Raw genomic sequence first — 2,249 nt, forward strand, 5'->3', positions numbered from 1 at the left:
GGAGGCCTCTGCGTTTCATCCCAGGATCGGGATCAGTTGGCGGTGCCGACGAGGAAGTTGTCCATCGTGGACCAGCTGCCGTCGGTCGGATCCGACGGGTTCGGTGCGTCGATCGTGATGCTCGTGATCGGCGCGGCCGTCGTGAACCCGCGATAGTCGTTCTCGTCGGTCGTCGTGAACGTCTCCGTCGTGCCGTCGCTCAGCGCCAGGTCGACCTCGTTGCCCGGGATCGGCGTGCCGGCGATGTCCGACGCGAAGAAGTTGCCGCCGACCGCCGTCACCGTGCCACTCGTGAACGTCACCACGATCTGGTCGGCCGACCCGTTCGTCGTCATCACGCCCGGGAAGAACCACAGGTCGTCGGGGGTCGGCGTCGAGTCGACCGTGTAGCCGAAGCCGCCGCTGCTGTAGCTGCGCGCCGGTTCCGCCGCCGAGCTGTTGCCCAGATCGCTGAAGTCGTTCTCGTAGAACCCGGGGGCCACGTGCGTGATGAACGTCGCACGATCCGTGTAGGTCGCGGGGCCACCGCCACCGGCCGGATCGAAGCCGTCGCAGAAGATCTCTTCCGCGTTGTTCGGGCACAGCACGAACGGAGCGGGTCCGACCGTCAGCGTGACCGGCACGGTGACGAGCGGCGTGACCGGATCGTTCGAGCCGACACAGACGTTCGCCGTGTACGTACCCTCGGCGAGGCTCGCCGCGTTCGCCGTCACGCTGACGTCCGTGTTCGCACCCGCCGCGACCGAGCCACCGGCCGGCGCTTCGCTCAGCCACGGAATATCCGACGGATTCGCGCAGGTCGCCGGCGGCGTGCCGCCGAGGCCGACCACCATCGTCATGTGGAAGTTCGGGAAGCCGATCGCGCTGGCCGTCGTCGGTTCGTTCACGCCGCAGTCCGCCGCCGACAGGAACGTCGGATGCGTTTCCGTGGTCGCGTTCGCGCCCGGGAAGAACTGGCCCGTGGCGACCGCCTCGATATGGAACTCGACCACCAGGTCGCTGCCGGCGGTATCCGCGATCGCACCACTGACCGGGATCGTCACCGACACGAGACCGCTGTCGATCGTGCCCGTGCCCGTGCCGATCGGCGTCAGCGACGCCGTCGGGATCGTGTCGACCGCCGTGCCGTGCGGGATCGTGTACAGGTTGATCGTCACCGGCACGCCACTCGGTCCGTTGCTGCCGGACGAGATCGTCACGCTGCTCACGTTCGTGCTCGCACCCACGCCCGGATGCTCGCTGAAGTAGAAGCGGCGCCACCAGCTGTTGGCCGTGGTCGACGTACCCGAGACGCCGCAGGACACGCCCTCGTCACCGGGGGTGTTGTCGGCCATCTGCGAGATCTCCAGCGCGCCGAGCGGCGTGACCGGACGACGCATCGCCGGCGGCATGCCTGCCTTCGGGTTACGCGACAGCGAGCCGGGGCCGTACTTCGCGCGCATCTCCTGCGCCGCCTTGGACACGGTCCGATAGCTGTTGCCCTGCAGGCGGCTGTGGCCGTTGATCGACGTGGTGCCTTCACTCACCGTGTAGGTCAGCGCGCTGCCACCCGTGTTGGCGATGTTCAGCGGCGTCGAACCCGTGCCGCCTGCCGCGACCGTCAGCGACAACGCGTTCGGCGTGACGACCGCCACCGGCGGCGTGGTCACGGTCAAGGTCGCGTTCGCCGCCGTGTCGTTGTTGCCGATCGACGTCTGCAGCGCACCCACCGGGATCGTGTTGACGTAGCTTCCCGCCGATGCCGAATGCACCGTGACGGCCACCACGCACGAACCGTTCGCCGGAATCACCGCCCCGGTCGCCAGCGTGACCGAGCCCGAGGTGTTGCTCGCGCCGGTTCCGCCGGTACACGTCGTGGTCGCCGAGGCCGCTGTCGCGACGACACCGGCCGGCAGCGTGTCGACGAGGTTCCCCGTCAGCGTCGCGGCGGTCGTGGTCGGATTGGTCAGCGTGATCGTCAGCGTGCTGTCGACATTGAGCGACACGCTGCTCGGTGCGAACGCCTTCGACACCGACGGCAGCGTCGCGAACGACAGGTGGATCGAATCCACCCACCAGCCCGGGCCCGAGCTCGGCGCGACCGAACTGTCGTCAGCCGTGCGGAAGCGCAGCTTGGTCGGCTGGCCCGTCGCTGCGACCGGCAGGGTCGCGACGGTCGTGATGAAGCCACCGCTGCTGCCGCTCCAGGCCTGGCGACCCGCGATCGGGCTGTTGAAGCCCGACGAGATCGTGTCGGTGTAGCCGCCCGA

1 protein-coding gene is annotated in these 2,249 nt (G+C 68.7%); it reads right to left on the reverse strand.

What is annotated here, in order from left to right:
- Positions 1 to 32: 32 nt before the first annotated feature.
- The coding region (locus tag FHW12_RS21010) for a hypothetical protein (RefSeq protein ID WP_220484599.1) at positions 33 to 2,249 on the reverse strand (2,217 nt) is incomplete at its 5' end.

This window comes from Dokdonella fugitiva, from assembly GCF_014138265.1.
GTDB classification, from domain to species: Bacteria; Pseudomonadota; Gammaproteobacteria; order Xanthomonadales; family Rhodanobacteraceae; genus Dokdonella_A; species Dokdonella_A fugitiva_A.